The sequence below is a fragment of the Haloferax sp. Atlit-10N genome (genome assembly GCF_003586325.1).
Classification (GTDB): domain Archaea; phylum Halobacteriota; class Halobacteria; order Halobacteriales; family Haloferacaceae; genus Haloferax; species Haloferax prahovense.
In genome coordinates, this window is record NZ_PSYX01000014.1 from 26,892 (window position 1) to 33,435 (window position 6,544).

The following is a 6,544-nucleotide window of genomic DNA, read 5'->3' on the forward strand; positions in this document are numbered from 1 at the left end:
TTGGTAATAGGCTATATGCCCACGGACTTCTTTAGTAGCCCTCGCCTTGAGCGATAGGTCCCTCAATAACCCGGTCCCTCAATAACCCGGTCCCTCGCAGCACGCTCTGACTCGAAGCCACTACTTGCAAAGTACGCAGCTTCGTCTGGAACTCGTCTTCCCACGTTTCGTCGTGCGGATCCTTCAGTGAGTATGAAAGTACAAATTGGGTGGTTGATAGTTTCTAAACAATAAGGCCATAATACGAAACTATTTATTTAGAGGTATCAAAATCTCGCCCATGGTGACCCCGAAAGTCGAAGATTACCTGAAGGCAATATACCGTCTTCAGGACAGAGACACCCCGGCCAAGTCATCCGAAATTGCGTCCGCGATAGGGGTCAAACCACCAACCGTGACAACGATGTTGCAGCGAATGGACGACGATGGTCTCGTACACTACGAGAGTTATCAGGGTGCTCGTCTCACCACGCTCGGTGAGAGGCAGGCGATCAAAGTGCTCCGCAACCATCGACTGCTCGAACTCTTCCTAACCGAGGAACTCGGATACGATTGGGCAGAAGTACACGAAGAAGCAGACGTACTCGAGCATCATCTGAGCGAGAAGTTAGTCAAGCGAATCGAAGTGCTCCTTGGGTCGCCTGCAGTAGACCCACATGGAGAACCGATTCCTACAGCAGACCTCGAAATTCGAGAGTGCGAGACACAGCAATCGTTAGCGGAGTGTCAAAAGGGAACGGTTGCGGTCGTTTCTAAGGTGCGAGAGAGCAGCGCAGACGTGCTGTCGTACCTTACGAACTCTGGAATCTCACTTGGAACGGAACTCAAAGTGGTCGAAAACGCCCCTTTCGGGATGATCACGTGCGAAGTGAAGACGGCAGAGGAACCCCTCTCGCTCCCGACTGACGTCGCTGCAGACATCTACGTATCACGGCCTGCTGAACCGGCTGAAAACGAACGCAGACAGTACAACGAGGCGTAATACATGCCTTCACAAGATTATTCACAAGCAGCAAAACTTTCAGAGAGATTGGAGCAACGACTAGTTGATTCGCTCGAATCAGATTTCAAGACAACTCGACGGGCAGTTCTCGGGGGGCTTGGTCTCGCAGGGAGCGCCGCTCTCACTGGTATCGGACGGGCAGACAGCGGAGGGCAGCATGGCCCAGGTGAGGACTCACACGGAAACTTCGGTGCAGTCGGGGAATATAGCGACACTGACTTTGACCCACACGAGTTCCTCTACCAGTTCAACACAGGCCGTGGCGAACAGGAGAACGTCCCGCAGGACATCTACGAGGAGAACGGTCGAACCGTCCGCGAGTTCACCTTCCAGGCGGTCGATACCACCGTCACCATCGCCCCGGGCATCGAGTTCCCAGCATGGGCCTACAACGGCCAGGTACCCGGCCCGACCATTCGAGCCGTCGAGGGCGATCTCATCCGTGTGAAGTTCGAGAATCTCGGTCGACACGCCCACACTATCCATCCACACCTCCGAAATCTCAATCCGGAGATGGACGGTATCCCGCAGAACGGACCGGGCGTCCTCAATACGGGTGAGTCGTTCACGTACGAGTGGATTGCCCAACCCGCAGGTGTCCACTTCTATCACTGCCACTCGCTCCCGCTGAAAGAACACATCCACCGGGGGTTATACGGGGCGATCATCATCGACCCAGATCCGGAGCGTGTCGCCCAGCGACCGGAGGAGTACTGTGACTTCCACCGTTCGCAGATCACCGACGAACTCCGTGCGGAACTCGTCGCTGAGGCAAAGACGCGGAACCACGAGTACGCCGAGAACGACGCCGTCAACGAGATGGTGATGGTGATGAACGGCTTCGACACCAACTTCGACGGCGGAAACGAGGTGTATGCAGCCAACACGCGAGCGTTCGCCTACGGTGTTGGCGATACTGACGGTCGAGGGAACTGGAAAGCTGGTGAGACCAAGCGCCCGATCCAGATCGATAAGAACCAGCGCCAGCGGGTGTATCTCATCAACGCAATCGAGTTCGACCTCATCAACTCGTTCCACACCCACTCGCAGTTCTTCGACTACTACGACCACGGAACGACGCTGCTGCCGACGAACCAGAACGTTGACACGGTCATGCAATGTCAAGCACAGCGCGGCATCATCGAGCTGGACTATTCGAATCACGATCCGGGACTGTACATGTTCCACGCCCACCAGTCAGAGTTCGCTGAACTTGGCTGGATGAGCTTCTTCGAGGTGGTCTAAATGAGCAAACCAAACACGGATGGCGGCACGACTGTGAACCAAACTGAGCGCCCGCTGGGACTCCCCAAGTGGGTTGCAGCACTGCTCCCGATCCTCCTGCTCGGACTCATCGTAGGTGGTTTCTTTGTGGCGACACCATTCGCGTCGCTCGACAACGGTGGTGCGCCACTCCCCGACGTGTCGGTGACGCATACGACCCTACCGAGCGAAGAGACCGTCGTCCTCCACGTCACGAATAACGGCCCTGACGAAGTGACAATCTCACAGGTGCTGGTCGCAGAAGCGTACTGGGACTACGATGTGCAGGGCGCAGGCGGTGATAACACACTCGCCCCTCGTGAGAGCGCACAGGTGGTCATCCCGTATCACTGGAACCCGGGCTGGGACCTCGAGGTGGCTCTGCTGCTCTCGGACGGTGCAACCGTTCACCATACCATCATCGCCCCCAGTCAGTCACCGGGCCTGACGACGGACCTGCTGGTGACGATGGCTGTCATCGGCCTGTTCGTCGGCGTCATCCCGGTCGCACTTGGGATGCTGTGGTTCCCATTCCTGCAGTCGATGAGTGACCGCTGGCTCCACGCGATTCTCGCCTTCTCGGCGGGTATTCTCGCGTTCCTCGCTATTGATGCCGGGTTCGAGGCATTCGAACTCGGCGAGCAGGTGCCGGGCGCGTTCGAGGGACCTGCCCTCGTCGCGCTCGGCATCATTGGCGCGCTTCTCGCGGTTCAGTCCGTCAGCGCGTGGCGACAGGGCCGTGCGAAAGCAGGTGATGCGCGTGCCCAGAGCGGCCTGTGGGTTGCCTATCTGGTTGCCCTCGGTATCGGTCTCCACAACCTCGCCGAGGGGCTCGCCATCGGGAGTTCGTTCGCCCTCGGGCGCGTCTCACTCGGTGCGTTCCTCGTCATCGGCTTCATGCTTCACAACGTGACTGAAGGGCCAGCTGTCGTCGCACCCGTTGCACGTGGTGAGCGTCCAAACGTCCTCCACTTCGTCGGTCTGGGATTCATTGCAGGCGCTCCGGTCATCCTCGGTGGCTGGCTAGGCAGCCTTGCCTTCTCGCCGACGCTCGGGGCGTTCTTCCTCGCCGTTGGTGTGGGAGCGATCCTGCAAGTCATCTGGGAACTTCGAGAAATGGTCAGCCGGAATGGACGTGTCGGTTCTGCGCTGAATCTCGTGACGTTCCTCGTCGGACTTGTCGTGATGTACGTCACTGACCTCTTCGTCGCACTCTAAACCCCCCAGACTAACCTTTATACAAGAGATGAATCGACGGCAAATGCTCAAACTCAGTGGAAGCACTCTTGTAGCAACGGCAATCGCAGGTTGTTCGTCCAATAGCAACCCCGACGGGACGACACGTGTCTCGATGAACGAAGACTTCGCGTTCGATCCAAAGACGCTCACTGTAAGGGCCGGGACAACAGTGAGATGGGAGAACGATAGCGATGTCGGGCATACAGTGACGGCCTACGGAGACAGGATACCGACGGAGTCAACGTATTTCGCCAGTGGAGGATTCGAGTCTGAACGAGCCGCACGAAACGACGTGAGTGGAGGACTGCTCGCTACCGGTGAGACGTACGAACACACCTTCAACGTCACTGGGACGTACGAGTATGTCTGCATTCCACACGAAAGCTCAGGGATGACAGGCACTGTAACGGTCGAGTAGAGCTCTGAACGGTCTTCCATTCGAGCAACAGGATCTGTTTTTTTGGTTGGAGGGGTGGTCCGAGTCACATGAGCCAGATTCATAGATGAGTCTGAACGTCATCAACCCCTCACAACGTCGGTCTAGTGAGCCGATTCCTTACTGCCATGAGGATCTACCGATGACGACACAGCAAGTTTCCGTTGGTGGACGGACAATCGATGCGGGGCAGAAGCAAACGTTCCGCTTCGCGTGTACTTTCCTCCATCAAACTCGTCGCCATCGTGTCACAGTGTCAGTTCTATAGGGAGGTAACTTTCCAACTGCAGTATGAGGTTCAAATGAGATAGAGCGACAAGATGCAAAGGAACGTTGCACTGAACAAGGAGATCGATTCACCACTGTAGATGACTCATCACCTTGATGCCCACTCGAGGAGGGGTTCGAGACGCTTGCGAACCTCGTGGCCATCAGTTGTGAGGGCATACTCTACACGAGGTGGAATCTCGTTGTACTGCGTACGAGACACCAACCCTGCCTCCTCGAACTCGTCTAGTCGCTTCGAGATGGTCGATGTGCTGGCACTCGTAAGGTGGGCTTCGATTTCAGCGAATCGGAGCGATTCGTGGGCACCGATGATACTGACCAGTTGCATCGCGTACTTACGACTGAGTGTATTGATCACGCCAGTCAACGGACAGTAACACGTTCCGTCTACATCACACGTCGGTTCCGGGGGAGAAGTGGCGTCTGCCATTACTTTGAGGCCTCCAACTTACTTCGTGACTTCGGACTCTACAGTATAATAACTTCGCGTCATAAAGTAACGGTATACATGACTTCCTCTGGTTCGTACGACCTCGTGATTCTTGGTGGCGGTGCAGCGGCATTCGCTGCCATTACAGAGGCTGACCGGCGTGGACTCTCGACAGCGATAGTGAACACCGGGCTACCTCTCGGCGGAACGTGCGTCAACGTCGGGTGTGTCCCCAGTAAGCATCTCCTCGAAGTGGGGAAGACCGCCTTTGAACCACCCCGGAATCCGTTCGATGCGGTGGACTACGAAGACGGCCAACCAACGATAGACTGGGCTGCAGCCATCGACGAGAAAGACGACGTCGTCGCGTCGCTCCGTGAACAGAATTACGTGAACGTGGCCGAGCACTTCGAGACAGACATCTACGAGGGATACGGTCGGTTCGTCGACGGCGTGGAGCAACGCTCGACGAGCAACCAGCCTACATCCGGCGACGACGTGACGATAGAGATCGTTGACGGTGAAGATGCTGGTTCTGTGATTACTGGAGAGAAGGCGCTCGTCGCGACCGGCAGCTCACCATACATCGCTCCAATCGAGGGTATCGAGGACGTCAACTTCGAGACCAGCGAGACGATTCTCGACCGACGCAACCTCCCCGAGAGCGTCGTAATAGTCGGTGGTGGCTACGTTGCACTGGAGTGGGGGCAGATCTTACATCACATGGGGACCGACGTGACGATTCTCCAGCGGTCGGGATACGTTCTTTCTGGGATGGAAGGACAGCTTGGTCGTGAACTTCAGCGGTGTTTCGAGGAGGAAGGAATCTCTGTCGTGACCAACGTCGCGGTCGATCGCGTGAAAGAGACAACCGTGACCGATGGTGTGTCTTCCATCGGCGTCGAAGCGACCGTCGAAGGCGATGCCCGTACGTTCACAGCCAGCGATCTGTTCGTCGCTACCGGCGTTCAACCGAATACAGAGGATATCGGACTGAACAAGATAGGTGTCGAGACCGACGACACTGGATCGGTTATCGTGGACGACAAGTTCCGGACAACCAACCCAGATGTGTACGCCGCAGGCGACTGCATTGGAGAACCGATGCTCGAGACTGTCGCCGCGAAGGAGGGGAACCACGCAGTAAAGAACGCCTTTGGAGACGAGGGGGCGGCAATCGATTACAACGCGGTTCCAAAAGTGGTGTTCACCAGCCCAGAGGTTGCAGCGGTCGGGACGACCGAACTGGATTACATGGACGAACACGGCAGCTGCTCGTGTCGGACGGTGGAGATGGCAGATGTGCCGAAAGCAAAAGCCGTGAAGGACACCCGTGGCCTCGTACAGGTTGTCAAACACCACGAGACCGACGAAATCGTCGGCGTCCACATGGTCGGCCCACGGGCAGCAGACATGATACCCGAGGCGACGCTAGCCGTGAAATTCGGCCTGACCGTCGACGACATCATCGATACCATCCACCCCTTCCCAACGTTCTCGGAGGCGTTCAAGCACGCTTGCCAGGCGTTCAGGCGTGATGTGTCCACGATGAGTTGTTGTGTCGAGTGAAGAGCAGAGAATATTCCGGCAAGCACAGCCTGTGCTGCATAGGGACAACTTCTCCCGAAGTATCTTGGCGAAGCCACTGTGAAACTGGCTATCCTCTGAAACTGTGAGTCGGATTTTTATTCGATTGTGTATAGCGATATACAATATATGCTGGATGGTGGCAAAACAGCCCCCGTTTTACTAATCGGCGTTGTGTATAATCCACTCCTTCACAAGCCAAAGTATTAACTCAATGGAAGAAAGTCAGTGAGTAATGAAAATCTCCGATTCAGAATCACCCCAATACGCAGCGAGCGGGTTACTCCCCGGTGAGCAG

At 56.3% G+C, this 6,544-nt stretch carries 6 protein-coding genes; 5 read left to right on the top strand and 1 reads right to left on the bottom strand.

Annotated elements, in window-relative coordinates; all coding sequences use genetic code 11:
* Positions 1 to 280 precede the first annotated feature (280 nt).
* The 4 genes from C5B91_RS20410 to C5B91_RS20425 all read left to right on the top strand — a co-directional run bounded on the left by C5B91_RS20410 (position 281) and on the right by C5B91_RS20425 (position 3,923).
* Positions 281 to 982, top strand: a complete 702-nt coding sequence (locus tag C5B91_RS20410; RefSeq protein WP_115820193.1) for a metal-dependent transcriptional regulator — start codon at positions 281 to 283, stop codon at positions 980 to 982.
* Between the two features lie 3 nt (positions 983 to 985).
* Positions 986 to 2,248, top strand: coding sequence for a multicopper oxidase domain-containing protein (locus C5B91_RS20415; RefSeq protein ID WP_115820194.1), 1,263 nt, complete (start codon positions 986 to 988; stop codon positions 2,246 to 2,248).
* Complete coding sequence (locus C5B91_RS20420) at positions 2,249 to 3,484, top strand: ZIP family metal transporter (RefSeq protein WP_115820195.1); 1,236 nt, start codon at positions 2,249 to 2,251, stop codon at positions 3,482 to 3,484. It begins immediately after the preceding gene.
* Positions 3,485 to 3,617: 133 nt separating this feature from the next.
* Positions 3,618 to 3,923 (top strand): plastocyanin/azurin family copper-binding protein, encoded by a 306-nt coding sequence (locus C5B91_RS20425; RefSeq protein ID WP_394337650.1) that lies wholly within the window; start codon positions 3,618 to 3,620, stop codon positions 3,921 to 3,923.
* A gap of 394 nt (positions 3,924 to 4,317) precedes the next feature.
* Here C5B91_RS20425 and C5B91_RS20430 read toward each other — a convergent pair whose 3' ends face one another.
* Positions 4,318 to 4,659, bottom strand: a complete 342-nt coding sequence (locus C5B91_RS20430) for a helix-turn-helix domain-containing protein (RefSeq protein WP_115820197.1) — start codon at positions 4,657 to 4,659, stop codon at positions 4,318 to 4,320.
* 78 nt (positions 4,660 to 4,737) lie between these two features.
* Between C5B91_RS20430 and merA the strand changes: the two genes are divergently transcribed.
* Positions 4,738 to 6,228 (top strand): mercury(II) reductase, encoded by a 1,491-nt coding sequence (gene merA / locus C5B91_RS20435; protein WP_115820198.1) that lies wholly within the window; start codon positions 4,738 to 4,740, stop codon positions 6,226 to 6,228.
* Positions 6,229 to 6,544: the final 316 nt, after the last annotated feature.

Excerpts from the sequence above, each read along its gene's own strand:
- C5B91_RS20430 (WP_115820197.1), bottom strand. The coding sequence starts at position 4,659 with ATGGCAGACGCCACTTCTCCCCCGGAACCGACGTGTGATGTAGACGGA.
- C5B91_RS20420 (WP_115820195.1), top strand. The coding sequence starts at position 2,249 with ATGAGCAAACCAAACACGGATGGCGGCACGACTGTGAACCAAACTGAG.
- C5B91_RS20415 (WP_115820194.1), top strand. The coding sequence starts at position 986 with ATGCCTTCACAAGATTATTCACAAGCAGCAAAACTTTCAGAGAGATTG.
- merA (WP_115820198.1), top strand. The coding sequence starts at position 4,738 with ATGACTTCCTCTGGTTCGTACGACCTCGTGATTCTTGGTGGCGGTGCA.
- C5B91_RS20425 (WP_394337650.1), top strand. The coding sequence starts at position 3,618 with ATGAACGAAGACTTCGCGTTCGATCCAAAGACGCTCACTGTAAGGGCC.
- C5B91_RS20410 (WP_115820193.1), top strand. The coding sequence starts at position 281 with ATGGTGACCCCGAAAGTCGAAGATTACCTGAAGGCAATATACCGTCTT.